Raw genomic sequence first — 25,438 nt, 5'->3', positions numbered from 1 at the left:
TGCCATGGTGACACGCCGGACGGTCTTGCGGGCGGCGGTCGCCGCACCGCTGCTGGCGGGGTGCGCACCGGATGTCCTGCTCGGCGAGCGCGACAAAGTGCGTATCGCGGTGCCGTGGAGCGGATTCGAACGGCAGGCCTTCGACGCGGTGGTGGACGGAGTGCGCGAGCGGGGGCAGGCGCTGCGGGACGTGCAGGTGATTCCGCTGGGCGACGATATCGATACGGCGTTCTCGGCGCGCGGGCCATCCGCGCCGGAGATCGTGATGTTGCCACAGGTGGGGCGGATACGGGAACTGCTCGACGCGAACTATCGGCTGCGCCGCGTCGACGACAGGCAGTGGCCGGGCGGTGCGCGGCCGCGCTATTCGCCGCAGTGGCGCGAGCTGCTCGGTCGCGGGGAGGCGGTGTACGCGGTGCCGTTCAAATACAGTCTGAAATCACTCATCTGGTACGACAAGCAGACCTTCGCCGAACGTGGACTGCCCGATCCGAACAGCTGGACCGTCTCGCAGTGGCCTGCCGCGATGAGCAAGCTGGCCGCGACGCCGGTGCGCCTGTTGGCCTTCGGGGCCGCCGACGGGTTCGTGGTCACCGACTTCTTCGAGAACGTGCTGCTGGCCCAAGCGCCGGAGGTCTACGCCGACCTCGAGACCACCGGCGGCGGACGGCGCTGGGACCGTCCGTCGATGTGGGCGGCGCTGGAGCGCCTGGGGGAGCTGTGGGGGCATCCGGCGGCGTTTCCGGGAGGGGCCGCGGTGGCCATGACCCGGCAGTTCCCCGATGCCGTGCGCGAGGTGTTCGAACATCGCCGGGCGGCCATGGTCGTGGCGCCGGATTTCGCGGAACCGGTTGTGCGGCGCAGCCTTTCCAGCGCGAAGCGCGACGAGAGCGTCGTGGGCCTCGCGCGGTTCCCGGCGGTGGCCCCGGGCGGACACCGCCCCATGATCGCGGGCGGCGATGTCATGGTGCTGACCGAACGGGCGAGCGGCGCCGCCTGGGAGTGGCTGGCCGGGCTCGCGGCCCCCGAGGCGGTGCGGCCCTGGATCGACCGCCACGGCGGCTTCCTCTCCCCGCATCCGGAGACCGAGGGCCGGTATCCGCCCTTGCTGGAATCCATTGCCTCCGACCTGGATTCGTGGGAACGCTTCGATCTGTCGGACCGCATCAGCTGGGGCGTCGGCCGACTCGGGCTGCAGCGCACCCTGGCCGACTTCCTCGCCGATGTCGCCGACCGCGACCCCGAGGCCGTCGCGCGCGCCATCGGCAGACTCACCGAACTCGAGGGCAGGCGGCCCGCGTGAGCCGACCCCCGTTCGACGTCGGCGCCCTGCGCGCCCACGGGCTGACCCTGGAACTCACCCCGCGCCGGCTGTCCGGGCCCCTGGTCCCCGGTCGCCCGCCGCAGCGCTGGTTCTGGTTCGCCATTCGAGTACCCGCGCTGCTGCTCATCGCCGTCGTGCTGATCGCCCCGACGCTGTGGACGATTCGTCAAGCCGCCCTCGCGCGTCCGCTGCTGGTTCTCGCCTGCGCCCTGGCCGTTGTCTGCGCGGTGATATCGACACTGCTCACCCGCGAGCGTGACCGCGACCGGCTGCGCACCCCGTGGCGGTGGATCTACGACCATCGCGGCCGATTGCTGCCGGTGTCGCTCGGCGGCCTGGCCGTCGCCGTGGCGTTGGTGGTCGCGGAATTCGACCGCGACGGCCTGCGCGCCTATCTGCTGACCTTCGGATGGGTGGTCTTCGGCGAACTGCTCGTGGCGCTGGCGCTGGTGATCGCCTGGCGCAGTAAGAACGCCCGCTGGCTGTGGTGGCCGTTCATCATTCCGTTCGGCATCTCGGCCTTCGTCTCCGGTATCGCGTTCCGGCTCATCTTCGAATGGCTCGCCGACCGCATCCACCTGGGCAGCGTGGTCGAGTACCGGATCTGGTTCCTGATCATGATGGGTTCGGCCTTCCTGTGGACCTGGCTCGGCGTGCTGATCTGCCTGTGCCGCGCCGCCATTCGCGGTATCGACGCCGATCAGGTGCGCAGCGCCCGGCTCTACACCGACGAGCACCGCGCGCCCTCCTTCGACCGTGCCACCTTCGGTCATCTGGTGGTACTGCTGCGCCCACCGCTGCTGTTGCTGGGCCTGGTGGTGGGTATCGCCGCCGCGCGCGTCTTCGACGTGGTCCTGATCGCCGTACCCGCCACCATGCAGGTCTCGGTGGACAGCGCCACGGTGCACTGGTGGAATCTGGCCACCAGCAGTCGATTCGACAGCGGTGAGGCCGCCGCCTACGCGCTGCCGCTGGCCGTGCTCATCGGCCTGGTCGCCTGGATTCTGCAACCGGATATGCGGCGCTACCGCCGTCGCTGGGTGGAAGACCGTGCGCCGCTGCCGGATTCGGCGCGCACCGGCTGGTGGCCGCTGGCACTGCTGGCCTTCGTCACCGTGGCGACACTCTTCCCGCTCGGCGTGCTGATTCGCCGAGCGCTGCGGCAGGGCAATGGATTCGGATGGGACGCCTGGCGCTGGGCCTGGGGCGACGACGCGCTGTGGCGCTCGCTCGAGACCACCGCCTGGGTGGCCGTGCTGGCCACCTTCGTGGTGGTGGCCGCCGCGCTGCCGGTGGCGTACTGGCTTGCCGCGCTGGCCACCGAGGGCGTGAAATCCGGTGTGGCGCTGCCCCTTCTGGTGGTCCTGACGGTCATGCCCGCGCAGATCTACGCGGGCCCCATCCGCAGCCTCATGGATACCGCCGGACTCTCCGGCACTCGCATCCCGCTCATCTTCGTGCACGCGGCCGCGGGCCTGCCCATGGCCATTCTCATTCTGCGCGGCGCGCTGCTGGCCCCGCCCGACAGCCCCGCCGCCGACGCGCTGCACGGATTGACCAGTCCCGCAACGGCATTGCGGCGCATTCTGCGCACCGCCGGACCGGCACTGGGCGCGGTGGTGGTCCTCGAGATCATCCAGATCTGGAACGACTTCTTCATCGGCCTGCTCGTCACCGGCGCGAGCGGCAGCCCGTGGTCGCTGCTGCTGTGGGGCGAGGCCCGCCAATTCCACGAGAACGCGGCACATCTGGCGACGGGCGCGCTGGTGGCGGCGGTGGTGCCGGTGACACTGCTGCTGGCGACCTGGCGGCGCTGGCTGGTGCCGGGGCTCACCGGGGGAGTGGCGCGATGACCGAACCCGCCCGCGACGACCCGGCCCTGGTCGCCACCCCGCGATCGGCGCTGTTGCGCGCGCTGCTCGGCACCGCGTCGGCGGCGGCCACCGCGCTGATCTACGAACTCGTCCGCACCCTGGTGGTCGATTCGGTCGGCGACGACCCTCGGGTGAAATCGGCCATCGAGACCATCTTCTGGGTGCCGGTGGTGCTGGTCGCCGCAGCGGCGGCCGCCTATGTCGGCTACCGGGTCACCCGGGATCTGCGCCAACGCCTGGCCGCCGCGCGCACCTCCGACCTGGTCGCCGACCTGGTGCCCCCGGGCCCGACCGTCGCCGTCGGCGCGACCGCCGGTGTCGATCTCACGGGGGAGGTCGACACGCTCGGCGACGACTACGGCTGGGCGGACGAAGCGATCCGGGTGCTGCACGCGCTTCCCGTGCGCACCTTCCGAACCTCCGCGCTGCTCGCCATGCTGACTGCCATGCTGGAGGCCCCGGCCCGCGACCCCGACGAGCCGAAACCGCCCACGGTGAAAGCGTTCTCGCTACTCGGCGCGCTGTCCCCGACCTATCTGTCGCTGTCCTCGGGAGACCAGTGGGAATGGCGGGGCCGCGCGGATTCGCTCGTCGGCCCCAACGCGCCCGGCCAGCGTGATCCGCGCTGGCGCGGCCCCATGTGGCGGGCCGCGCTCCCCGCTCTCCTGCGCTACCACGCCGATTTGGCGCAGCGGTGGGCGATCGCGTTGAACCGCCCCGAGACGGCGGTCGGGGCCGCGCGCTGGTTCGCCGCCGAGGCGGATGAACTCAGAACGCTGATCACCTCCTGCGCCACCGGCGAGGTCGCCACCCGGCTCGAACCGATGCTGGAGGTGATCGTGCCGGAACTCGCGCGCATCGCGGACGCACTGGACAGCTGGTACGCGACACTCGGCCTGCCCGAGAACGTGTCGCGGCACGACGGCGGCTCGAGTTCGGCACAGGCGATGCGCGATCTCACCACCGGCGCACAGCGCCAGCCCCGCCCCGAATTCGCGCTGTGGTGGCAGTTGGCTCGCATTCGAACCGGCGAGACGGCCTACGGCGCACGCCGCCTCGGTCGCCGTCGCGCGCTGCGTCGGCTGATGATTCGCCGACACCGGTACCGGCCGCGCGAATACGCGTCGAGCCTGCTCGCCCGAGGCGAACACCGGGCCGCGCTGGCGCGCCTGTCGACCCCGGGACTCGAAGCGCCGCAACCGTATCCACCCTCCGAGCCGGTCGATCGCCGGACCGCCCTCGACGAGATCGAGGCCCAACTCGAACACGCCTGGTGGCGGCTCCCGCGCGCCGATGTCGCGGGCGAGGTGGCGGCGCTGGTGAACCTCGCCATCGTCCACCTGCACCAGTCCCGCCTCGAAGCCGCCGCCGACCGCCTCGAATTGGCGCAGTCGCTGTCGCGCGCCGGACGCGATCCACGCGGCCACGCCCACGTGCGCGAGACCATGGGCGCGCTGTGGTGGGCGCGCGGCGAACCGGTCCGGGCCCTGGGGTGCTGGCAGTCGGGGCTGCGCGCCTATCGCGCGCTCGAGGACGATCTCGGTATCGCCCGCTGTCTGCAACACCTCGGCGGCGCGGCCGTGGTCGCCCCCGAACTGTGCGGCGAACTCGTCGGCGGCACGGCGGATTCGAGTACGACCGAGGTGCTACGCCAGGCGACCGGTTGGCTGGGCACGGCACAGCGCCTGGGCGAATCCGGCGGCCGCCCACCGCGCTACGCCGGGCACTACCGCGACAGGGCCGTGGCGGCCCTCGCCGCCGCACCGACTCCGGTCACGCCGTTGGCTGAAGTCGAGCACTGGCCGCTCGCCGACGAGGAATGACTCACGGCCGCACCGGTTCCGGCTCCGCCGCGACCTCGGGCACCAGATCCTCCTCCGGCGTCGCGAGCCGGGTGTCGAGCACCAACCCCAGAATCCCGATGGCGATACACGCGCCGGAGACCAGAATCTGCGCCGGAGAGGTGTGGTTGGTCAGCGCGTCGGCGAGCAGCACCGTGCCGATGGTGCCCGGAATGATGCCGAGGAACGTGGCGATCACGTACGGCACCGTGCGCACTGAGGAGAGTCCCGCGCAGTAGTTCACGACCGCGAAGGGCGCGAACGCGATGAGTCGCAGCGAGCCGACCGCGAGCCACCCGCGCCGGGCCAGCCGGGTGTCGATCGCGCGCACCGTCGGATGGGTGAGCCGGGCCCGCACCCGATCCTTGTCCAGCGCCCGCACGAGCAGCAGAGCCAACACCGCGCTAACCGTCGTCGCCGCGATCGCGAGGCTCAATCCGAGGGCCGGACCGAACAGCATGCCCGCGCTCACCGTGAACACCGTGCGCGGAAACGGCGTCACACAGACCAGCGTGTGCACGAGGAAGAACACCAGCGGCAGCAGCGGTCCACAGCTATCGGCCCAGTCCCGGACCTGTTGCGCGCTCGGCACCGGCATCATGACGGCCAGCACGAACAGCGCCGCGACAGCGACGATCACAGCGACGGTTCGGTATCCACCGAGACGGCGGAATCGGGTCCGCGGGCTTGTTGGCACCGCGCCAGGTTACCGGCTGGTAGTGAACACCGGGCGACGGGAATCACAACGCTCCCGCTAGCATCAGAGAAAGGACGAGGAATGCTCGTTAACCGAAGTGCCGTCTGAGCTGGGCGAACAATGCGTTCGGCACATTGCGGGCGGTTCCTTCGGGGGCACGTGTGGGAGAAGGAAACAGCAGCTATGCCGATTGCTTCAGACCCGGGCACCGAGCCGGTGCCCGAGTATGCCGCCTGGCGTAAGGGAGTCGCCGGGGTGCTGGCCAAGGCCCGCCGGGTGGACGTCTCGGAATTGCCGGACGAGCCGGAGCAGCTGCTCGCGGTGAAGACCTACGACGGCCTGACCGTCAATCCCCTCTATACGCGGCGCGACGAACTGCCCGAGCAGCCGCTGCCGGGGGCCTTCCCGTTCGTGCGCGGCGGTGACGCCACCCGCGACGTCCATCGCGGCTGGTTCGTCAATCAGCGCTTCGGCGGCTCGCAGGGCGCCGCCGTGAATCAGGAGATCCTCGCGGCGCTGGAGAACGGCGTCAGCGCGGTCTCGGTCGGCGTGGGCGAGGGTGGCGTGCCGGTGGCGGAGCTGCCCGCCGCGCTGTCGGGCCTGCTGTTCGAACTCGCACCGCTCACCCTCGAGGCCGGTCCCGCCGTGGCCGAGGCGGCCGCGCAGGTGTACTCGGTGCTCGACGACTATCAGGTCGCCGACCGCGCGGGTATTCGGGTACAGCTCGGCGCGACCCCGCTGACGAGCCTGTTCGCGGGCGGTTCGGCCATCGATCTGGACGGCGCCGTCGCGCTCGCCAAGGAGGCCGCCGCCCGGCCGGAGACCGTCCGCGCCCTGCTGGTGTGCGGCGTGGCCTTCCACAACGCGGGCGCATCCGACGCGCAGGAGCTGGGTGCGGCCGTCGCCGCCGGGCTCGAGTACCTGCGGGCGCTCACCGAGGCCGGGGTCGATATCGCGGATGCGTTGGGGCAACTGGAATTCCGCTTCGCGGCCACCGACGACCAGTTCGAGACCATCGCCAAATTCCGTGCCGCGCGGCGACTCTGGGCGCGCGTGGCCCAGGTGTGCGGTGCGCCGGAGTTCGGCAACGCCCCGCAGCAGGCGTTGACCTCGCCCGCCATGATGACCCAGCGCGACCCCTGGGTGAATATGCTGCGCACCACGCTCGCCGCCTTCGGCGCGGGTGTCGGCGGCGCGGATATCGTCACCGTGCTGCCCTTCGACGACGCGCTGCCCGCCGGGGAACTCGGTGTGTCCCAGGCGTTCTCGCAGCGCATGGCGCGCAATACGCAGTTGCTGCTGCTGGAGGAGTCGCATCTGGGCTTCGTGCAGGATCCGAGCGCGGGCTCCTGGTACGTCGAATCGCTCACCGACCAGCTCGCCGCCAAGGCGTGGGAATTCATGCAGCAGCTGGAGTCCGCGGGCGGCTACCTGGCCGCGCTGCAGTCCGGTGTGCTCGCCGAGGCCATCGCCGCTACGAAGGCTCAGCGCGATTCCGATGTGGCGCACCGCAAGACGGCCATCACCGGTGTCAACGAATTCCCGAACCTGGGGGAGAAGCCGCTCTCCGAGGCGGCCCGCGCGCAGGACCGGATCGCCCGCTACGGCGCGGCCTTCGAGACGCTGCGCGACCGCTCCGACGCCTACCTCGCCGCGCACGGCGCGCGCCCCAAGGCGCTGCTGGTGCCGCTGGGCCCGGTGGCGGAGAACAATGTGCGGGTCACCTTCGCCGCCAACCTGCTCGCCTCCGGCGGTATCGAAACGGAGAATCCGGGAACCCTGGATCTCGCCGGAATCGCCACGGCCGTGCGGGAATCCGGCGCCACCGTCGCGGTGCTGTGTGGTTCCGACAACCGCTACGGCGCGGAGGCCGGGCCCGCGGTCCAGGCGCTGCGCGAGGCCGGAATCGGCACGGTGCTGCTGGCCGGACCGGAGAAGGCGGTCGCCGACACCACCGGGGCGCAACGGCCCGATGGATTCGTGACGGCGCGGATGGACGCGGTCGCCGCGCTGTCCGGTCTGCTCGACAAGCTGGGAGCTTAGGGATGAGTGATATCAACCATCTGATCGGCAATTTCGCCGAGGTCCCCCTCGAGGGCACCGCCGACGCCGCCGTCACGAGTGACCAGGTGAAGGCGTTCGTCGCCGAGGCGGCCACCGCCAATCACTATGCGCCCGAACAGCTCGAGTGGGCCACCCCCGAAGGTATCGACGTGCCACCGGTCTTCACCAAGGCCGACCGCGATGCCATTGTGGCGCAGGGCTATCCACTCGACAGCGTGCCCGGTGTGGCCCCGTTCGTGCGCGGACCGTACCCGACCATGTACGTGAACCAGCCGTGGACGATTCGCCAGTACGCGGGCTTCTCCACCGCGGCCGACTCGAACGCCTTCTACCGCCGCAACCTGGCCGCCGGTCAGAAGGGCCTCTCGGTCGCCTTCGACCTGGCCACCCACCGCGGCTACGACTCCGATCACCCGCGCGTCACCGGTGACGTCGGCATGGCCGGTGTCGCCATCGACTCCATCCTGGACATGCGGGAGCTGTTCGATCACATTCCGCTGGACCAGGTGTCGGTCTCCATGACCATGAACGGCGCGGTGCTGCCGATTCTGGCGCTGTACGTGGTGGCCGCCGAGGAGCAGGGCGTCAAGCCCGAACAGCTGGCCGGAACCATTCAGAACGACATTCTGAAGGAGTTCATGGTCCGCAACACCTACATCTATCCGCCCAAGCCCTCCATGCGGATCATCTCCGATATCTTCGCCTACACCTCGGCGAAGATGCCGAAGTTCAACTCCATCTCCATCTCCGGGTACCACATCCAGGAGGCCGGAGCCACCGCGGATCTGGAGCTGGCCTACACCCTCGCCGACGGCGTGGAGTACCTGCGCGCCGGACTCGACGCGGGTATGGAGATCGACCAGTTCGCGCCGCGGCTGTCGTTCTTCTGGGCCATCGGCATGAACTTCTTCATGGAGGTCGCCAAGCTGCGCGCGGGCCGCCTGCTGTGGAGCGAGCTGGTCGCCAAGTTCGAGCCCAAGAGCGCGAAATCCCTTGCGCTGCGCACCCATTCGCAGACCTCGGGCTGGTCGCTGACCGCGCAGGACGTGTTCAACAATGTGGCCCGCACCTGTGTCGAGGCCATGGCCGCGACCCAGGGCCACACCCAGTCGCTGCACACCAACGCCCTCGACGAGGCGCTGGCGCTGCCGACGGACTTCTCCGCGCGCATCGCCCGCAACACCCAGCTGCTGATCCAGCAGGAGTCCAACACCACGCGGCCCGCCGACCCGTGGGGCGGCTCGTACTACGTGGAGTGGCTCACCCACCAGCTGGCCCAGCGGGCCCGCGCCCACATCGCCGAGGTGGAGGCGCACGGCGGTATGGCGCAGGCGATTTCGGAGGGCATTCCGAAGCTGCGCATCGAAGAGGCCGCCGCCCGCACCCAGGCGCGCATCGACACCGGTCAGCAGCCGGTCATCGGCGTCAACAAGTACCAGGTCGAAGAGGACCAGGCCATCGAGGTTCTCAAGGTCGAGAATTCGCGGGTGCGCGCCGAGCAGAACGCCAAGCTGGAAAAGCTGCGCGCCGAACGTGATTCGGCCGAGGTGGAGCGGGCGCTCGCCGAATTGTCCCGTGCCGCGGCGTGGGAGCGGAGCGACCAATCGGGCTCAGCCGAGGGCGGCATGGAGAACAACCTGCTGGCGCTGGCCATCAACGCCGCGCGCGCCAAGGCCACCGTCGGCGAGATCTCCGATGCGCTGGAGCGCGTCTACGGCCGCCACCAGGCCGAAATCCGCACCCTGTCGGGCGTTTATCGCGAAGAGGCGGGCAAGGTGACCAATATCAGCAAGGCCATCGAACTGGTCGAGGAGTTCGCCGAGAACGAGGGCCGCCGCCCCCGCATCCTGGTCGCCAAGATGGGCCAGGACGGCCACGACCGCGGCCAGAAGGTGATCGCCACCGCCTTCGCCGACCTCGGCATGGACGTCGATGTGGGCCCGCTGTTCCAGACCCCCGAAGAGGTGGCCCAGCAGGCGGCCGACAACGACGTGCACATCGTCGGCGTCTCGTCGCTCGCGGCCGGTCACCTCACGCTGGTGCCCGCCCTGCGGCAGGCACTGGCCGATGTCGGCCGCCCCGACATCATGGTCATCGTCGGCGGCGTCATTCCGCCCGGTGACTTCGACGAGCTCTACGAGGCCGGTGCCGCGGCCATCTTCCCGCCCGGCACCGTCATCGCCGAGGCCGCCATCGACCTCATCAAGAAGCTGGGCGCCTCGCTCGGCCACGAGATCGGCTCCGGCGCAAGCGAATGAGCGATGCCGCACACGGGACCGAGGGCGGTGCGGACCGCCCTCGGCTCGGCACCACAGCAGGGGTCGGCCCACGCGGTGCGGCCCAGCCGGTAGCGGCGACTCGGCGAGTCGTGGACGTGGACGAACTGGCGGCGCAGGTGCGCGCCGGACAGCGCGCCGCGCTGGCGCGGGCCATCACCCTCGTCGAATCCACCCGCGCCGACCACCGGGAGCTGGCGCAGCGGCTGCTGCTCCAGGTCACGCCGGGGACCGATGCGGCGATCTCCAATCGCGTCGGCATCACCGGCGTTCCGGGCGTGGGCAAGTCGACCTTCATCGACTCGCTCGGCATGCGGCTCATCGAACAGGGGCACAAGGTCGCGGTATTGGCCGTCGACCCGTCCTCGACGCGCACGGGCGGTTCGATTCTGGGTGACAAGACCCGGATGGGGCGACTGTCGGTCGAGCGCGACGCCTATATCCGGCCCTCGCCCACCGCGGGCACGCTCGGCGGCGTGGCCAAGGCGACCCGCGAGACCATCGTGCTGCTGGAGGCCGCCGGATACGACGTGATCCTGGTGGAGACCGTCGGCGTCGGCCAATCCGAGGTCACCGTCGCCAATATGGTCGACGTGTTCTGCTTCCTCACCCTGGCCCGCACCGGAGACCAGTTGCAGGGCATCAAGAAGGGCGTGCTGGAACTCGCCGACCTGGTGGCGGTGAACAAGGCCGACGGCAAACACGAGGTGGAGGCCAAGGCCGCCGCGCGCGAACTGAGCGGCGCGATGCGGCTCATCCACCCGCGCGAAGCGCTGTGGCATCCGCCGGTCATCACCATGAGCGGTCTCGAGGGTCTCGGCCTGGACAAGTTCTGGGACACCGTCCTCGAACACCGGCGCGTGCTCACCGAGGCGGGGGAGTTCGCCGAGAAGCGCCGCCGCCAACAGGTCGACTGGACCTGGAACATGGTGCACGACCAGCTGTTGCGCCGCCTCACCGACAACCCGTCGGTGAAATCCCTTCGTGCTCGGGTGGAGCAGCAGGTGCGCGACGGATCGCTCACTCCGGCGCTGGCCGCCGAGGAGATCCTGAACGCTTTCGACACGCACTGAGTCCGAATCAGGGTAACGCCGTATCCCAAACCTGGGCCGCCGTCGAAAAACCTTGCTACGCTGCCTAACTCGAAGACCCTGCCGAGGGGGAGACGAGGGGTGGACGGGGCTGTGACAGCAGAACACGGGGCGGAGACGGCGGTTCCGGTCGTGGATCCGACCGACGAGGCGACGCGGCATCTGGCGTCGGCCGTGCATCTGGACGACGCATTGGCCGACGCCGTGGTGACGGAGTTCGTGCTGGAACCCAAACGGGCCGTCCCGCCCTCACCCGGGGTGCGCGCCGAAGTGGTGCTGCGCGAAGCCCTCGCCGCCCGCGCGCGACGGCGCATCACCACTAGCGCCGTGCTCGTCCTGCTGCTGATATTCGCGCTGCTCGCGCCCGCGCAGGCGCTGCTGTGGCTGTTCGTCGCACTGGCCATCGCCGCGAGTGCCATGGTCGCCACCGTGCTGACCGCCCGCCTGAGCCCGCAACGCCGCGCCGCCGCGCGCTGGGGGATCGCCGCCGCGCTCGGCCTCGTCCTCGCCGCCGTGGTCGGGCTGCTCTTCGCCGCGGTCGTCACCGCCGCCGAACAGGCCGACCTGGAATCCGACGCCATGGTGGGCGTGGCCCTCGGTCCGGAGTACCTGCTGGTCGTCGCCCTCTACGCGGCACTGCTGCTGCATCACCTCTCGCGTCAGCTGCTGGTGTCGAACTCCTTCGCCTACGGCGTCTTCCAGCCCGACGCGCCGCCGCGCCCGTTCGCCGCGTGGGCCAGCGGCGCGTACGTCGACCGGCTGCGCCGCATCGCGGAATTCGATGCCCGCCAACGCATGCTGCCCGCCAGCGAGATCGTGGTCTACCGCGGCCTGGACCCGTTCGTCGGCGGCGGCGCGTGGGTGAACTCCTGGTCCAAGGCCTTCGAACTGCACGCCGCGGAGAACGGCGCGGCCGTGCCGACCTTCCGGCCCGCCGAGCTCCAGGACTACATCACCACCGAACTGCTCGGCCTGCGCCGCACCCCCACCCTCGCGCCGGGCTGGCGATTCAGCAACCTCCAGGTCTCGCACTGGGCGCTGTTGGCGGCGGGGCAACTGCTGCACTACAACGGCGCGCGCACGTTCCTGAACCAGCTGAACGAGGGCGTCAATCCCCGTATGACGGACCGGGATTGGGCGAGTCTGATGGACAGCTCGCCGGAGTGGCTGCGCTACTACCGCTGCTATCGCGTCGAGGGGTGGGAACGCCAACTGGTGGTCTCCGGCTATCTGCACGTCGGCTGCGAGGAGCGCACGCTGTATCTGGAGTGGAACAGCTACGTCCTGCCGCCGGTCGCGCCCGAGTACCGCACCGTCGATTCGCCGTCGCGGCTGCCCGTGCTGCGCGCCCTCTGGGATGCGTTGCGCGACTTGGTGTTCCTGCCGGTCACCGTGCCCGCGCGCGTCGTGGATCTGGTGCGCGCGCTGTGGGAGCGCTCCGGTGTGGGCCGCGGTCGCTGGCATTCGCCCGCGCAGGCCGGGCACGTCTTCGGAGCCGATCTGAGCGTGCGCGAACTCGGGGCCGACGACGATCTGCCGAGCTTCTTCGAGCGCACCGACGCCGACCGCTTCCTCAAGATCATCGAGCGTCGCGTCTTCGAGGCGGTCCGCGCCTTCCTGGCCGAGCGCGGCATCTCCACGGCCGAATTCGACGCCATGGTGCGTGAGATCAATCAGCACACCGTGTTCAACCACTGCGACGTGATCGCGGGCAACATTGGTGGCAAAGGCAATGTCGCCTCCGTGCACGCGGGCGGCGCACAGCGAAAGGCATAGGCATGTCCGACGATTCGATCAGTTTCCACGGCAGCAATGTGACCGCGGGCAATATCGGCGGCCACGACAACACCGCCCATATCACCGGGGTGAACCAGGCGGCCACCACCGAGTCCGCCGCACTGCACGCCGCCCTCGCGGAACTGCGCGGCGAATTGATTCGATTGCGCGAAGCATTGCCCAGGGCGGGCGGTGCGGACGCCGATCGCGCCGAGGTCGACGGGATCATCGATGTAATCGACGCGGACGAACCGGATATCGTCGACGCCGCGAGCCGGTGGGCCCGACTGCAACAGCGCATTCCGGAATCGCTGCGCAGTCTCGACGGCCTCGGTCGGATAGTCGACCTCATGGAGAAAGTGCAACAGCTGACCATGTGAGCGCGCGGCGGCGACATTCACGCGGCCGGAACATATTCCACCCCGGAGATGAAATCGGGTCGAATCCGCACAATTCGGTGGCGGGGTCCCGGCAGCGTGGTGGGGAGCAATCGGCGGTAGCGGGCGAGATCGTCGGGGTCGGTGACCTCCTCGGCGGTGCCGGTGACGATGACACACCATCCGTGCTGGGTAACCGGGTCGATGGTGTCGGCCTCGAAGGCCACCATCTGCCGATCCGTGGTGAGGGTGATACCCGGGTGCGCGTGAATGACCAGTAGTCCGCCGTCGAGCACGTGATTGACCGGTCTGATGGTCGGCAGCGCATAGCGGGAGAACACCACGCGGCCGAATCGAATAGTGCCCAACAGCCGCAGCGATTCCGAAGTGGACAGTTCGCGGGGCTGCAACCCCTCGTACACGGCAACACCCCACAAAACTCGGTCGACCACCGGTACGCGAGCGCTTCCCGCTGGGACACGAAGTATTCCATGTCGGCCGAGATCGTGCCGAAGCCGTAGTCGAATTCGTGATCGGCCACGATTCCCGTTGCGGGCGAGTCCAATTGCCCCGCGCCGCGCCACTCTGTCCGAGACAGTACGGTCGTCTTCGCGCCAATTCCGTCGCCTTTTTCCATTGCCGGGATACGCGTGAATTCCGCGCGCCCGGGTAATCTCGGGACCTGATGATCAACGGTCCGGTGCGCCTACTTCCGGGGCTCGAGCAGTTCCGCGGCTACCAACGGGCCTGGCTGCGGCCCGACGTGCTGGCCGGGGTGACCGTGGCCGCCTATCTGGTGCCACAGGTCATGGCGTACGCGACGGTCGCCGGACTGCCGCCCGTCACCGGGCTGTGGGCCGCGCTGGGGCCCCTCGCGGTCTATGTATTCCTCGGCAGTTCCCGGCAGCTGTCGGTGGGCCCGGAGTCCACCACCGCGCTGCTGACCGCGGTGGCGCTCGCGCCCTTGGCGGCCGGTGATCCGAGCCGGTACGCGGCGCTGGCCGCGGTGCTGGCGCTCATGGTGGGAATTCTCTGTGTCGCAGGCTCTTTCGCGCGCCTGGGCGTACTCGCCGATCTGTTGTCCAAGCCGGTGCTGATCGGATACCTGGCCGGTACCGCGGGCATCATGATCGCCAGCCAGTTGGGGAAGGTGACCGGTGTGAGCGTGGACGGGGAGACCATTCCCCGCCAGGTGTCGTCGTTCTTCACCGATATCGACGAAGTGCACTGGCCCACAACGGTCCTCGCCGCGGTGGTGTTGGCGGCGCTGCTGGCACTGCACCGCTGGGCCCCGCGCGCGCCCGGCCCGCTGCTGGCCGTTCTGGGCGCGTCGTTGGTGGTGGCGATCTTCTCGCTGAGCGATCGCGGCATCGAAGTGGTCGGCACCATCGCCTCCGGCATCCCGGCGCCCGGCGTGACCGGGGTGCCCCTCGCCGACATCACGCAACTGCTGCTGCCCGCCGTGGGTATCGCGGTGGTCGGATTCTCCGACAATGCCCTCACCGCACGGGCTTTCGCCGCCCGCCACGGCCAACGCACGAATGCCAATCGCGAACTCGGCGCACTCGGGGCCACCAATCTGGCCTCCGGTGTGCTGCACGGGTTTCCGGTGAGTTGCAGTGGCTCCCGCACCAGCATCGCCGATGCCGCCGGTGCCCGCACCCAGGCATATTCGGTAGTTGCCCTGGCCGCCATTCTGATCGTCTTGTTCGGCGCGCGAGGCATTCTCGCCGACTTCCCGACCGCGGCCCTCGGCGCGCTGGTGGTCTACGCCGCGCTGCGCCTGATCGATCTGCCGGAGTTCCGGCGCATCGCCCACTTCCGGCGCAGCGAACTGGTGCTGGCCCTCGGCACCACCCTCGCCGTCCTGGTCTTCGGCGTCCTCTACGGGGTGGTCATCGCGATCGCCCTGTCCATACTGGATCTGCTGCGTCGGGTAGCCCGCGGCCACGACGCCATTCAGGGTTTCGTGCGCGGTCTCGCCGGAATGCACGATATCGACGACTATCCCGAGGCGAAACTCCTGCCCGGCTTGGTCGTGTACCGCTACGACGCGCCGCTGTGCTTCGCCAATGCCGAGGACTTCCGCCGTCGCGCCCTGGAATCGGTGACCCTGTCCGAACAGACCCAGCCACCGGGCACCGGAACGCCCGTGCGCTGGTTCGTGCTCAATGCCGAGGCGAATGTGGAGGTCGACCTCACCGCCCTGGACGCTGTCGACCAACTGCGCGCCGAATTGACCTCGCGCGGCATCGTTTTCGCCATGGCCCGGGTCAAACAGGATCTGCGGGCCGCGATGGACGCGGCCGGGCTGGTCGAGCGCATCGGCGCGGATCGCCTCTTCCCGACCCTGCCCACGGCCGTGGACGCGTTCCGCGCGGCCACCGGTGCCGCCGAGCCGTGAGCTACCGGGGCATCGAACCGGAGCGCAGTTTCGACGCCAGCACCGCCGCCTGGGTGCGGCGTTCCATCCCGAGTTTCGCCAGCAGCCGCGACACGTAGTTCTTCACCGTCTTCTCGGCCAGGAACATGCGCTCGGCGATCTGCCGATTGGTGAGGCCGTCGCCGAGCAGGTCGAGCAGTTTGCGTTCCTGTTCGGTCAATCCGGCCAACGGGCCGTCGGGTTGGGTGCTGCGGCGCAATCGGTCCAACAGCGCGGCCGCCGCGCGATTGTCGAGCAGCGAACGCCCCGAACCGACCTCCTTGATGGCCTTGGCCAGCTCCATGCCCTTGATGTCCTTGACCACGTAGCCGCTGGCCCCGGCCAGAATGGCGTCCATCATGGCCTGCTCGTCGGTGAACGAGGTGAGGATCAGACAGCGCAGATCGTCGCTGCGGGAGAGCAGTTCGCGACACAGCTCGATGCCGTTGCCGTCGGGCAGTCGCATATCGAGCACCGCGACATCGGGCCGCAGCGCCGGAATCCGTGCCAGTGCCTGCGCGACATCGCCCGCTTCGCCGACGACGGTCAGGTCCGGATCGCCCTCGAGGAGGTCGAACAGTCCGCGCCGGACGATCTCGTGATCGTCGACGAGAAACACCTTGATCATGGCGGCGTCCGATCTGTGGTCGATGCGAACCAACATAACGCGCACCGCGCCGCCGCCGGGATGGTCCAAAGTCCCTAATCCGGCAATGGATCGGGACATTCGTCCCTATCGGTCGGCCGTCGAGGGTGGTGGCATGGGCACGGTCGAGATCATCGAGACGAGTGCGGAAGGCGGACAATGGCATTGACGCGGGAACTGACGCAACACCAGATTCTCACCGAATTGGAGCCGGTGGCCGAGGCGGCCCTGAACCGGCATCTGTCCCTGGCCAAGGACTGGCACCCGCACGATTACGTGCCGTGGGACGAGGGCCGCAATTTCGCCGCGCTCGGCGGCGAGGACTGGGCTCCGGAGCAGTCCCGGCTGAGCGAGGTGGCCAAGGCGGCGCTCATCACCAACCTGCTCACCGAGGACAATCTGCCGTCGTATCACCGCGAGATCGCCGAGAACTTCTCCCGCGACGGCGCGTGGGGCACCTGGGTCGGGCGCTGGACGGCCGAGGAGAACCGGCACAGCGTGGTGCTGCGCGACTATCTGGTGGTGACGCGCGGCGTCGATCCGGTCCGGCTCGAGGACGACCGCATGGCGCATATGACCACCGGTTTCGCCGCCCCGGTCGATGCCGCGACCGCCGCCCAACATGCCGGGTTCCTGTATTCGGTCGCCTATGTGAGCTTTCAGGAGCTCGCCACCCGCATCAGCCACCGCAATACCGCCGCCGTCTGCGACGATCCGATCGCCGATCGTATGCTCGCCCGCGTCGCGGCCGACGAGAACCTGCACATGATCTTCTACCGCACGCTGTGCGGCGCGGCCCTGGATCTGGTGCCCGACCAGGCGATGGAGGCCATCGACCTGATCGTGGAGAACTTCCGGATGCCGGGCACCACCATGCCGAATTTCCGCCGCCACGGCGTGCTCATGGCCAAACACGGCATCTACGATCTGCGCCAGCATCTGGAAGAGGTGCTCATGCCGGTGATTCGGCAGTGGAATGTGTTCGGGCGCAACGACTTCACCACGCGCGGCGAACAGGCGCGGGAACGGTTGGCGGTCTATCTCGCCGATCTGGAGCAGGTGCGGATCCCGCGCTTCGAGGAGCAGCGTGATCGGGCGCTGGCCCGGGCCGCGGCCCGGCGCTGACCTGGGATGCTTGAAGGATTCCGCCGCCGGGGCGACCCTGGGGAGGGTGGCGGACAAACAGACGGCGGCGCTGATCGACCCGCGCCGCTACGATGCGGTCATCTTCGATATGGACGGCGTCGTCACCGACAGCGCGTCCCTGCACGCGGCGGCCTGGACCGAACTGTTCGACGATTTCCTGTCCCGGCGGGCGGACGCGGCGGGGGAGGACCACTCGCCGTTCACGCACGCGGACTATCTGCACAGCGTGGACGGCAAACCGCGCTACGACGGGGTCGCGGATTTCCTCGGTTCCCGGGGTATCTCGATACCGTGGGGCGACCCCGACGACGGCCCGGATGTCGAGACCGTCTACGGGCTCGGCAATCGCAAGGACCAACTGTTCCTGACACGCCTCACCCGCGACGGCGTGCCGAGATTCGATTCCACCGTCGCGCTGGTGCGGGCCCTGCGCGCGGACGGTCTCGGCGTCGCGATCTTCTCGGCCAGTCGCAATGCCGCCCAGGTCCTCGACGCCGCTGGAATCGGCGATCTGTTCCCGGTGCGCGTCGATGGCGTCGAGGCCGAAAAGCTCTCTCTGCCAGGTAAACCCGATCCGGCGATGCTGGTGGAGGCGGCGCGGCGGCTGGACGCCGAGCCCGCCCGTACGGTGGTGGTGGAGGATGCCGAGGCCGGTGTGGCGGCCGGGCGCGCGGGCGGTTTCGGATTGATCATCGGTATCGACCGCGACGGCGATCCGGGGCGGCTGCGCACCGCCGGTGCCGATGTGGTGGTCTCGGATCTCGCGGGCACCAGGCTGCGCGACGGTTTTCGCCGCATGTCCGAGATTCCGGACGCGCTGGCCTGCTGGTCCCGGGTGGCCGACCTGCTCGATACCGAAAAGGCCGCGGTACTCCTGGATTTCGACGGCACCCTCGCCGAGATCGTGCCCGACCCGGAGGCCGCGCGACTGGTCGACGGGGCCGCGGCGGCGCTGGCCGAATTGGCGACCCGCTGCCCCGTGGCCGTCATCAGCGGACGCGACCTCGACGATCTGCGTACCCACGTGGATGTGCCCGGCCTGTGGTACTCCGGCAGTCACGGCTTCGAACTGCTGGCCCCGGACGGCACCCGCCACGTGCACGACGCGGTACCCGGTGTCGAACGCGCCATGGCCGAGGCCGCCGAGGAACTGCGTGGCCGCTTCCGTGATATCGCGGGAATCGCGGTGGAGCACAAGCGATTCGCCGTCGCCGTGCACTACCGCAACGCCGCCGAGTCGGATGTCGCCGCGGTGGTGGCGGCCGTGCAGGACCTGGCCAGAGACCGAGGACTGCGCGCCACCGGCGGCCGCAAGGTGGCCGAACTGCGCCCGGATGTGGACTGGGACAAGGGCACCGCGCTGCGCTGGATCCTCGACCATCTCACCGTCCCGGCGCTACCCATCTACGTGGGCGACGATTTCACCGACGAGGACGCCTTCGACGCCGTCGAATCGGACGGTCTGTCGGTGCTGGTGCGCCACGACGAGGACGGCGACCGCCGCACCGCCGCCCGCTTCGCGCTCGCCGACCCGCACCGGGTGCGCGATTTCCTGGACCGGCTGGCGGGTCTGCTGCGCACCGAGGAGACCGCGGCCGCCTCGGACTCCTGGGCGCTCACCTACGACGGCTACGACCCGGCGCGGGAGCGTCTCCGCGAGGCGCTGTGCACGGTCGGCAACGGCTACCTCGCCACCCGGGGTGCGGCGACGGAGTCGGCGGAGGGTGAAAGCCACTATCCGGGAACGTATCTCGCCGGAATCTACAACCGGCGCTACGACGAGGTCGCCGGGCACACCATCGACAACGAGAGCCTGGTCAACCTGCCCAACTGGCTCCCCGTCACCTTCCGGCTGCCCGGCGGCGACTGGTTCGATATCGACGACACCGACATCCTCTCCTACCGGCAGCAATTGGATGTGCGCCGCGCGGTGCTGCTGCGTCGCTTCCAGGTCCGCGACACCGACGGCCGGATCACCACGGTGCAGCAGCGCCGCTTGGTGGCCATGCATCAGCCGCACGTCTGCGCGTTGGAGACGACCGTCACGGCCGAGAACTGGTCGGGCACGATGGCACTGCGCTCGGGGATCGACGGCGGCGTACGCAACAGCGGCGTGGCTCGATACCAGGGGCTGTCGGGCGATCACCTCGACCGTGAGCGGGCGAGCGAACTAGCGCCCGACTCGGTACTGCTCGCGGTGCGCACCAACCAATCCGGCATACCGATCGCCATGGCCGCGCGCGGCACACTCCAGCGCGACGGTGAAGCACTCGACGCCGCGACCGAATTCATCGACGAGGACGGGCTCGTCGGTCACGTGCACACCGTCGAGGTGGGCGAGGGGGAGACGGTCACCTTCGAGAAGGTCGTCACCGTCTTCACCGGCCGCGATCCGGCCACCTCCGCCCCCGACGAGGCCGCGACCCGATGGCTCACCGCGACAGGCGATTTCACCGAACTCCTCGCCGGGCACACCGCCGCCTGGGAACACCTGTGGGACCGGCTGCGCATCGACCTGGACGGCCAGAGCGCCTCCCAGCGCGTCCTGCGGCTGCACCTGCTGCACCTGGTGCAGACCCTGTCGCCGCACACCGCCGACCTCGATGTCGGCATTCCCGCCCGCGGCCTGCACGGTGAGGCGTATCGCGGGCATGTGTTCTGGGACGAGCTGTTCGTGCTGCCGGTGCTCACCGTGCGATTCCCGGCACTGGCCCGCGCCCTGCTGCACTACCGCTACCGCCGCCTGCCCCAGGCCCGTCGCGCCGCCGCCGAGGCGGGACTGCGCGGTGCGCTGTTTCCCTGGCAGTCCGGGAGCGACGGCCGCGAGGAGAGTCAGCGTCTGCACCTGAATCCGCTGTCTGGACGCTGGAATCCGGATCCGAGCCAGCGCGCCCGCCATGTCGGCAGCGCCATCGCCTACAGCGTATGGCAGTACTACCAGGCCACCGGCGACGAAGAGTATCTGGCCGAGCGCGGCGCGGAGATCCTCGTCGAGATCGCCCGCTGCTGGGTGAGCCAGGCCGAGTACGACGCCGACGCCGACCGATTCCACCTGCGCGGCGTCATCGGCCCGGACGAATTCCACACCGGACCGCCCGAGGCCCCGGGGACCGGGGTCGACGACAACGCCTACACCAATGTCATGGCGGTGTGGGTGATTCTGCGCGCCCTCGACGCACTGGCGCGGCTCGCCCCGCGCACCCGCGCGCAACTGCTCGAATCGCTCGGCGTGGACGCCAGCGAACCGCAACGCTGGGAACATGTCAGCCGCCGCATGTATCTCCCCTTCCACGACGGCGTGATCAGCCAATTCGAGGGCTATGCGCAACTGGCCGAACTGGATTGGGAGCACTACCGGCAGCGCTACGGCGATATTCAACGCCTGGACCGCATCCTGGAGGCGGAGAACGACTCGGTGAACCGCTACCGGGCGGGCAAACAGGCCGACGTGCTCATGCTGTTCTATCTGCTCTCCGCCGAGGAACTGCGAAACCTGTTCGGGCGCTTGGGCTACGACCTGCCCGCCGAGATGATTCCACGCACCGTCGACTACTACCTGGCGCGCACCTCGCACGGCTCCACGCTGAGCGCGTTGGTGCACGCGTGGGTGCTGGCCCGGGCCAATCGTGATCGGGCGCTGGAGTTTCTCGGCAGCGTCCTCGACTCCGATATCGCCGATATCCAGGGCGGCACCACGGAGGAGGGTATTCACCTCGGGGCCATGGCGGGCAGCGTCGATCTGGTGCAGCGCTGCCTCACCGGTCTCGAGCTGCGCGCCGATCGTGTCATTCTCAACCCGTGCTGGCCGGATACCTTCGGCGCGTTGACTTTCCCGATCGTCTACCGGGACCACCGGCTCACCGTCGAGGTTGCGAGCGACGCCGTGACCGTGCGCTCGGATCCCGGCGGCGCGGCGCCCGTCGAGATCGCCTGCGGCGGAAGGACCGCGCAGCTCACGCCCGGCCGTACCGTTCGTTTCGCCCTGGACTCGCCCTGCGCTACCGATTCGGAGTGAGGGTCAGCGCGGCGGAAAGACATTGCGGTGGTACTCGCCCGCGAAATTCCCCGGCGGGCTGAAGCGTGCCACCACGAAGGTGATCTGCTTGTCCGGCAGCCACGCCACGCCGGTGCCCACGTGCGTGGTGTTCTTCCACACCAGCTGTGCGAAACAGCCGTGGTCACCGAGCACTTGGAGGAAGTTCTCGCGATTGTTCGCGTGGTGGTAGTCGTAGGCCGGATGCCCGTCGCTCGCGATGCTCTGGTCGTACCAGTGGGCCACCGCCTTCTCCACCGCGTCCCGAGGGTCCAGCCGGGTGCTGTAGGTGTACAGGGTCTCCCCGAAGCTGCCGTCGACGGGGCTGCTCTCCATGATCCCGCGTTCGGCCCACCGCTGCGCCCCCGCGGCGAGCTCGGCGCTCACCTCCAGCGCGGGCACGCCGTGGCGTTCGCGGTGTTGGTTGACGGCCGTGGCCATCATCGCCGAGACATTCTCGGTATCGGCCCGGGTGTCGGGTGGGGACAGCAGCATGCACAAGGACGTGGCTCCCACCAGGATCAACGCCTTCGAGGTGCGCATGCGGTGACGGTACCCGCTGCGATCGGGCCTGGTGAGGCACCGTTCGGGGCGTGTCGGGCGCGCCCGCGTCACCGTTGCCGAATCGTGGCCTCGGACAGGATCGCCTCGGGTCGTCCGGCGGCGAGCCCGGTGAGGACGGCCAGCAGTGCGGCGGCCGCGAGGACCAGGTAGGCGCGGGCGTAGCTGCCGGTCCACACCGACAGCGCGGTGCCCGCCCAGGGCGCGAGCGCCATGACGATCACCACCGGGGCCGAGAGCAGACCGTTGAGGCGGCCGTAGTGGGTCGCACCCCACCGCTCGGTGATGGCGGTGGCCAGGACGAGGGTGTAGACGCCGCGTACCAGCCCGGCGCCGACGGCGGCCGCGATGAGCGCGATCACGCCGTCGACGACCCCGAGCAGCGCCGACGCGGCGGCCGTCACGACGAGGACCACGACGGTGCGCGACCGCACCGAACTGCGCGTGGCCACCGGCAGATAACCGACCCGGCCCAATACCTGTCCCGCGCCGCCCAGAGCCAGCGCGAGCGCCGCGAGGGTGGGGGAGAAGCCGCGTTCCTCCAGCAGCGGAACGAGATTGAACACGCCCGCCCCGGTGGTGAACGTCCCCAGACACAGTGTGACCACGAGCAGCAGGAAGGCGCGGCTGTGGGCGATGCGCGCGTAGTCGGCGAGGGCCTCGTGGATCGGCGCGGGCGGATGCGGCCATCGCCCGCGCAGACCGAACCAATGGGCCGGAACCGTCACCACGGCCAGCACGACCGCGAGCACCAGATAGGTTGTGCGCCAGTCACCGTGCTCGTTCAGTGCCGCGGTCAGCGGGGCGAACACGGTACTGGCGAGCCCGGAGGCGAGGGTGACGATCATCAGCGCCTTCAACCGCTCCTCGCCCCACCACCGTGTCAGCGCCGCGAACGCGGGTGGATACAGCACCGCGCCCATGGCGGCCCCCGCGAGCACCCACCCCGCGCAGAACACCGCGAGATTCGGAGCCAACGCCACCACCGGCAGCGCGACGACCCCGAGTACCGATCCCGCGGTCATGACGACACGCGGCCCGATCCGGTCGAGTGTGCGGCCCACCGGTATCCCGACGACGCCCGAGACGAGCTGTCCCGCCGAGAAAGCCGCCGTGATCACCGGCAGCGACCACCCCGTATCCCGCGAAATCGATACCGCCAGCACCGGAAACGCGAAGAACAGAATCCCCCAGCTGGTGGTCTCGGTCAGGCACAACACCGCCAGTACCCGCCGCAGCCCGGCACGTGTGAGAGTGCCGCTCCGCGAAGAGGTTTCGATATCGATAAAACGAGCCTAGCCGTTGGAAATTCGGTTGAGTGCCGGTATCGATACGTGAAGGATGTGCGTGATCCGCCAGACGCGATACGGAAGGGCTTGGTGTGCGGCCGATATCGGTGCTGTGGCTGACCGGTGCGCCCGGAGTCGGAAAATCGACCATCGGTTGGGCGCTGTACCAGCGAGCCCGGGCGCGACACCTGCCGGTCGCCTACGTCGACATCGATCAGTTGGGGTTGCTCGCCCCCGCGCCGCCGGGTGACCCGGAACGCCACGCGGTGCAGGCGAACAACCTGCTCGAGGTGGCCGACACCTTCGGCCGCTACGGTGCGGAACAGGTCGTAGTCTCCGGGGTGGTCGATCCCGCCCGCGGCCCCGACTCCGCGTTGACCGGCTCACCGTTCGTCGATCTCAGGCTGATTCGACTCCATTGCGCCCGTGCCGAGTTGCGCCGCCGCTACCTCGGACGCGGCTCCACCGCGGACCGCCTCGACGAGCTGATGGCGGTCGCGGACGCGTTCGATCGCGGCGGGCTCGGTACGCCCGTGGACACCACCACTGCCTCGGTGGACGCGGTCGTCGAGCGGGTGGCGGCCGAGTACCTCTGTCGGCAACCGCGCGACAATCCACGTCGCCGTGGCCACGTGGTGCGAGCAGCGACGCGTGCCCCCGTACTGCTGCTCACGGGTCCGACCGCCGTCGGCAAGTCGACCGTGGGCTGGGAGGTGGTGCGCGCACTGTGGAGCCGTGACATCCCCGCCGCGTACATCGATGTGGATCAGCTCGGGTTCGCGCATCCGGATATCGCGCCGAATATCAAGGCGGACAATCTCACCCGCCTCCGCCGCGCCTACCAACTCGCGGGTGCGCAAGCGTTCGTCGTCGTCGCCCGCGAGACGCCGCATCGCTACCTCCGGGCACTCTCCGGCGACCTCGTCACCACCGTTCGCCTGGAGGCTTCCCCGAGCGAGTTGCGCACACGGATCGCGCTGCGCGCCGACGGTGCGGGGCCGCGCCTGGCGGGCGACTCCTTGGTCGGTGCCTCGCTCGCTCGGCAAGCGCGCACGGCGGACCGCGCCGCCGCGGAAGCGGAAAAGTACCGCCGCTACCGCGAGCCCGCCGCCCTGGTCATCGACACCGACGGCAAGCCAGCGCGGTCCTGGCCGCCGAACTGGTGGAGCTAGGTTTTCGCGAGCAGCATCTGCTCCGACTCCGCCGGACGTAGCCCATCGGCGCGGTTGGCGAAGTAGCGGTCGGTCATGGCGGTGGACGAAATATGTTCTACGGTGCCGAATCCCGCCTGCCGCGCCAGCGCGAGCATCTCGTCGGGGCTGTAGAAGCTGATGAACGGCGTCCCCGACGCACGGGCGCCCTGCTCGGCGAACTGTCGCAGGCGCTGTTCCTCGCTGCCCACGAGTTCGGACGGCAGCATGAAGGTCATGGCCACCGTCGATCCGGCGGCCAGCTTCGAAAGCTGGCGCAGCGTCGCGAGATTCGTCTCGGCGGTGAGGTACATGGATACCCCGGTGGAGGCCACGACCGCCGGGCGGTCCGGATCGAAGCCCGCCGCCGTCAGCCGACCCCACCACGAGTCCAGCTCGAAATCGACCGGTACGAGGCGCAATCCGGCCGCGACGCCGTAGCCGAGTTCGACGAGCCGTCGCCGCTTCCACTCCTGCGGACCGGGCTGGTCGATCTCGAACACCGTGACGCGCTCGGCCAATTCGGGGCGGCGCTGCGCGAGCGTATCGAGGCCCGCGCCGAGCAGCACGTACTGCCGCACCCCGCGCTCGATCTCCGCGGCGAGCACATCCTCGATGAACCGCGCCCGCCCCACGATGCCCGCGCGCATCGGCGCGGTGGTCCGCGCATCCATATCGGGGCGGTCGCGCCACCCCTCCTCGGGTGCCACCAGCCGTAACCCCACGTCATCGCTGAAAACCGGTGGGGCCGAATCGACCAGCATATGCAGTGCCCGCCACAGCGCCACCCGCTCGGCGGTGTTCTCGGGCGCGATCGAGGTGTCCGACATG

Annotated in this window: 18 protein-coding genes; 12 read left to right on the top strand and 6 right to left on the bottom strand. The window is 69.5% G+C overall.

Annotated features, from left to right (window positions below; genetic code table 11):
• Nucleotides 1-4 precede the first annotated feature (4 nt).
• Genes ACIBH2_RS03395 through ACIBH2_RS03385 form a run of 3 tightly spaced genes read left to right on the top strand, consistent with a single transcriptional unit; the run spans nt 5 to nt 5,021 of the window.
• Nucleotides 5-1,303 (top strand): ABC transporter substrate-binding protein, encoded by a 1,299-nt coding sequence (locus tag ACIBH2_RS03395; protein ID WP_397112948.1) that lies wholly within the window; start codon nt 5-7, stop codon nt 1,301-1,303.
• Entirely contained in the window at nt 1,300-3,177 is a 1,878-nt protein-coding gene (locus ACIBH2_RS03390; RefSeq protein ID WP_397112945.1) for a hypothetical protein, read from the top strand. Before ACIBH2_RS03395 ends, ACIBH2_RS03390 begins: the two co-directional genes overlap by 4 nt.
• Nucleotides 3,174-5,021, top strand: coding sequence for a hypothetical protein (locus ACIBH2_RS03385; protein ID WP_397112943.1), 1,848 nt, complete (start codon nt 3,174-3,176; stop codon nt 5,019-5,021). Before ACIBH2_RS03390 ends, ACIBH2_RS03385 begins: the two co-directional genes overlap by 4 nt.
• A gap of 1 nt (nt 5,022) precedes the next feature.
• On the opposite strand, the gene ACIBH2_RS03380 is transcribed toward ACIBH2_RS03385, so the two are convergent.
• A complete protein-coding gene (locus ACIBH2_RS03380) occupies nt 5,023-5,640 on the bottom strand; it encodes a TVP38/TMEM64 family protein (RefSeq protein ID WP_397116802.1) in 618 nt (205 codons plus the stop codon).
• A 279-nt stretch (nt 5,641-5,919) separates the two neighbouring features.
• Between ACIBH2_RS03380 and ACIBH2_RS03375 the strand changes: the two genes are divergently transcribed.
• The 5 genes from ACIBH2_RS03375 to ACIBH2_RS03355 all read left to right on the top strand — a co-directional run bounded on the left by ACIBH2_RS03375 (nt 5,920) and on the right by ACIBH2_RS03355 (nt 13,323).
• Nucleotides 5,920-7,779 (top strand): methylmalonyl-CoA mutase family protein, encoded by a 1,860-nt coding sequence (locus ACIBH2_RS03375; protein WP_397112941.1) that lies wholly within the window; start codon nt 5,920-5,922, stop codon nt 7,777-7,779.
• Between the two features lie 2 nt (nt 7,780-7,781).
• Complete coding sequence (gene scpA, locus ACIBH2_RS03370; protein WP_397112939.1) at nt 7,782-10,058, top strand: methylmalonyl-CoA mutase; 2,277 nt, start codon at nt 7,782-7,784, stop codon at nt 10,056-10,058.
• A complete protein-coding gene (meaB, locus tag ACIBH2_RS03365; RefSeq protein ID WP_397112937.1) occupies nt 10,055-11,149 on the top strand; it encodes a methylmalonyl Co-A mutase-associated GTPase MeaB in 1,095 nt (364 codons plus the stop codon). Before scpA ends, meaB begins: the two co-directional genes overlap by 4 nt.
• Nucleotides 11,150-11,260: 111 nt before the next feature.
• Nucleotides 11,261-12,943 carry a hypothetical protein gene (locus ACIBH2_RS03360; RefSeq protein ID WP_397112935.1) on the top strand — a complete coding sequence of 561 codons (1,683 nt, stop codon included), beginning with the start codon at nt 11,261-11,263 and terminating at the stop codon, nt 12,941-12,943.
• A 2-nt stretch (nt 12,944-12,945) separates the two neighbouring features.
• Nucleotides 12,946-13,323 carry a hypothetical protein gene (locus ACIBH2_RS03355; protein ID WP_397112933.1) on the top strand — a complete coding sequence of 126 codons (378 nt, stop codon included), beginning with the start codon at nt 12,946-12,948 and terminating at the stop codon, nt 13,321-13,323.
• 17 nt (nt 13,324-13,340) lie between these two features.
• Here the strand turns inward: ACIBH2_RS03355 and ACIBH2_RS03350 are convergent, their stop codons facing one another.
• Nucleotides 13,341-13,742 (bottom strand): pyridoxamine 5'-phosphate oxidase family protein, encoded by a 402-nt coding sequence (locus ACIBH2_RS03350; RefSeq protein ID WP_397112931.1) that lies wholly within the window; start codon nt 13,740-13,742, stop codon nt 13,341-13,343.
• Between the two features lie 263 nt (nt 13,743-14,005).
• On the opposite strand from ACIBH2_RS03350, the gene ACIBH2_RS03345 reads away from it, so the two are divergent.
• Nucleotides 14,006-15,724 (top strand): SulP family inorganic anion transporter, encoded by a 1,719-nt coding sequence (locus ACIBH2_RS03345; RefSeq protein ID WP_397112929.1) that lies wholly within the window; start codon nt 14,006-14,008, stop codon nt 15,722-15,724.
• A 1-nt stretch (nt 15,725) separates the two neighbouring features.
• On the opposite strand, the gene ACIBH2_RS03340 is transcribed toward ACIBH2_RS03345, so the two are convergent.
• Nucleotides 15,726-16,370: a response regulator gene (locus tag ACIBH2_RS03340; protein WP_397116800.1), complete on the bottom strand. Its 645-nt coding sequence runs from the start codon at nt 16,368-16,370 to the stop codon at nt 15,726-15,728.
• A gap of 183 nt (nt 16,371-16,553) precedes the next feature.
• Here ACIBH2_RS03340 and ACIBH2_RS03335 point away from each other — a divergent pair, with 183 nt between their 5' ends.
• Both ACIBH2_RS03335 and otsB read left to right on the top strand, forming a co-directional pair.
• The gene (locus tag ACIBH2_RS03335) at nt 16,554-17,513 is read left to right on the top strand and encodes an acyl-ACP desaturase (protein WP_397116798.1); all 960 of its coding nucleotides are present in this window, start codon (nt 16,554-16,556) and stop codon (nt 17,511-17,513) included.
• 46 nt (nt 17,514-17,559) lie between these two features.
• Entirely contained in the window at nt 17,560-21,549 is a 3,990-nt protein-coding gene (gene otsB / locus ACIBH2_RS03330) for a trehalose-phosphatase (protein ID WP_397112927.1), read from the top strand.
• A gap of 3 nt (nt 21,550-21,552) precedes the next feature.
• Here otsB and ACIBH2_RS03325 read toward each other — a convergent pair whose 3' ends face one another.
• Both ACIBH2_RS03325 and ACIBH2_RS03320 read right to left on the bottom strand, forming a co-directional pair.
• A complete protein-coding gene (locus ACIBH2_RS03325; protein ID WP_397112924.1) occupies nt 21,553-22,110 on the bottom strand; it encodes a CAP domain-containing protein in 558 nt (185 codons plus the stop codon).
• A gap of 68 nt (nt 22,111-22,178) precedes the next feature.
• Nucleotides 22,179-23,348, bottom strand: coding sequence for an MFS transporter (locus ACIBH2_RS03320; RefSeq protein WP_397112921.1), 1,170 nt, complete (start codon nt 23,346-23,348; stop codon nt 22,179-22,181).
• Nucleotides 23,349-23,509: 161 nt separating this feature from the next.
• On the opposite strand from ACIBH2_RS03320, the gene ACIBH2_RS03315 reads away from it, so the two are divergent.
• Entirely contained in the window at nt 23,510-24,589 is a 1,080-nt protein-coding gene (locus tag ACIBH2_RS03315) for an AAA family ATPase (protein ID WP_397112919.1), read from the top strand.
• On the opposite strand, the gene ACIBH2_RS03310 is transcribed toward ACIBH2_RS03315, so the two are convergent.
• Nucleotides 24,586-25,437, bottom strand: a complete 852-nt coding sequence (locus tag ACIBH2_RS03310) for a class I SAM-dependent methyltransferase (protein WP_397112917.1) — start codon at nt 25,435-25,437, stop codon at nt 24,586-24,588. The genes ACIBH2_RS03315 and ACIBH2_RS03310 overlap by 4 nt on opposite strands.
• Nucleotide 25,438: the final 1 nt, after the last annotated feature.

The organism is Nocardia sp. NPDC050406 (assembly GCF_044459025.1).
Classification (GTDB): Bacteria; Actinomycetota; Actinomycetes; order Mycobacteriales; family Mycobacteriaceae; genus Nocardia.
This window is presented reverse-complemented; position numbering and strand designations above follow the sequence as displayed.

Coding starts and splice junctions, on each gene's coding strand:
- ACIBH2_RS03395 (WP_397112948.1), top strand. CDS start 5: ATGGTGACACGCCGGACGGTCTTGCGGGCGGCGGTCGCCGCACCGCTG.
- ACIBH2_RS03385 (WP_397112943.1), top strand. CDS start 3,174: ATGACCGAACCCGCCCGCGACGACCCGGCCCTGGTCGCCACCCCGCGA.
- ACIBH2_RS03380 (WP_397116802.1), bottom strand. CDS start 5,640: ATGATGCCGGTGCCGAGCGCGCAACAGGTCCGGGACTGGGCCGATAGC.
- ACIBH2_RS03375 (WP_397112941.1), top strand. CDS start 5,920: ATGCCGATTGCTTCAGACCCGGGCACCGAGCCGGTGCCCGAGTATGCC.
- scpA (WP_397112939.1), top strand. CDS start 7,782: ATGAGTGATATCAACCATCTGATCGGCAATTTCGCCGAGGTCCCCCTC.
- meaB (WP_397112937.1), top strand. CDS start 10,055: ATGAGCGATGCCGCACACGGGACCGAGGGCGGTGCGGACCGCCCTCGG.
- ACIBH2_RS03355 (WP_397112933.1), top strand. CDS start 12,946: ATGTCCGACGATTCGATCAGTTTCCACGGCAGCAATGTGACCGCGGGC.
- ACIBH2_RS03345 (WP_397112929.1), top strand. CDS start 14,006: ATGATCAACGGTCCGGTGCGCCTACTTCCGGGGCTCGAGCAGTTCCGC.
- ACIBH2_RS03340 (WP_397116800.1), bottom strand. CDS start 16,370: ATGATCAAGGTGTTTCTCGTCGACGATCACGAGATCGTCCGGCGCGGA.
- ACIBH2_RS03325 (WP_397112924.1), bottom strand. CDS start 22,110: ATGCGCACCTCGAAGGCGTTGATCCTGGTGGGAGCCACGTCCTTGTGC.
- ACIBH2_RS03310 (WP_397112917.1), bottom strand. CDS start 25,437: ATGTCGGACACCTCGATCGCGCCCGAGAACACCGCCGAGCGGGTGGCG.